Genomic DNA, 1,668 nt, shown 5'->3' on the forward strand with positions numbered 1-1,668 from the left:
CGAAGTCGCCAGGCACAACGACCGATTTGCCTGCTTCTCTACCAACGGAGACCGATCTGTAGGGCAGGAATACCTGCTGGTTTGGCACTATCTCGAAGAAGTCTCTGTGTATCATGTTGAGATTCGTGCTCGGCGCCTTCACGTTTCTCATAGACAGGTTCATCGCGGCGAGCTGGAGCGGGAACGCGTTTACGTCTATACCATACAGCTGGCTGAGTATTGCACTGTGGATCTCCTTGGAGGGTTTTGACTCCTTCACGCCTTTCCCGATTTTTAGCCAGTAAAGCCTATCGTACGCCTCTATGAGGAAGGTGCCGGACCCGGTCCCCGGGTCCAGCACCCTATCGCGGGGGCTTCTGATTGTCCACCTCGCTATTAGCCTGGCCACGGCGGGGGGTGTATAGAACTGGCCGAGTCTGTGCCTCTCCTCGGCCGGTATCAGCCTCTCGTAGATGTAGCCGATTACGTCGCCGATCTGCAGTATGTCCACCTCGTTGAGGAGCTTGTTAAAGTCGTTGAGTACGTCGCAGATGGCTGGATCGTCGGGTAGCCTAATCTCGTCGTAGAGGCCAGTTATGAACACCGCCTCGAAATCATTGGTAACGTCGATGGCCTTCTCGAACAGCTTTCTTAAAACATCCAGATATTCGGCTGGCGACTGGCATGTGGGTAGCCCGGGCAACGTGTAGCGCCTCTCAAGCACCTTGTAGAATATGATCTTGTTCATGAGCACGTAAAGCATCATCCTAGCCAAGTCCTCAACCCTCTCCAAATTACTGCCCACAATGTCCGCCAACCCGTTCTTGTAGCCGTTATCCCTGGCTAGCCTGTCCAGTAGGGCGTAATATTTGTTCTGCCTGTTGTTCTTCTCCAGCTCAGCCCTCATGTACTCTGCGGCTCCGTAGTTTATCAACGCGTCTATGAAGTTGATTCTGAGGTACTCGATGAACCAATTGTCTAAGCCTATTTGGACCTGTTGCAAATTGACAGTCATTTTCCATACCTTGACGCTTGTCTCAAGCATCTTCTGCACTTCATCCTCCCTAACCTTGAGTATGTCGAGCCTGTAGCTATCTACCAGGGCGTTTAACGCGCCTGGCTTGAGGACGTCCGCATAGCGGGACTCCTCACATGCCCTTATGTCAATGAACTTCTCGGGCTTCTCAACTGGCCGGAATAGGAATATGCCATCTGGATTTGCTGTTGCGAATAGCGGCGTCATCGGCAGTTTCTGGTCCCTCTTTATTAAATAGGCGTAGCAGAGGGCTTGGCCGAGCACAGAGCTACTCACCGGGTGTATCCTAGGGTTCGTCTTGAATGTGCCAGCCTCTACATACTTCCTCTTTGTCTCAATAATGAGTATTGGCATTTTGGTCTCTTTATCAATGATCGCCAGATCAGCCCTCTTGTTATCGCCAACTGGGTACTCTCTCTCTATAGTCAGCTCTACCCCGTCAAACCTAGCGTTTCGGATAGACTCATAAATCAGCTTGTAGAGTTCGTCTTGAACAGCAACCTCACGCGTGGAGGACATCAACGACCTAAGTACTTTATAATATAACTTACATCACACGTTAACGGTATTAGGACACGCTCTGGACGTAATAGTATAATGATACTGACCGAGGCTGTTGGTGAACACGCTTACCTCCTCACCCCCCGAGGCCC

1 protein-coding gene is annotated in these 1,668 nt (G+C 51.1%); it reads right to left on the reverse strand.

What is annotated here, in order from left to right:
* Positions 1–1,534 (reverse strand): HsdM family class I SAM-dependent methyltransferase (locus tag ACP5VX_RS07220; protein ID WP_428725202.1); only part of this gene is annotated, 1,534 nt, incomplete at its 3' end.
* Between the last annotated feature and the right edge of the window lie 134 nt (positions 1,535–1,668).

The organism is Thermogladius sp. (assembly GCF_049970955.1).
Classification (GTDB): Archaea; Thermoproteota; Thermoprotei_A; order Sulfolobales; family Desulfurococcaceae; genus Thermogladius.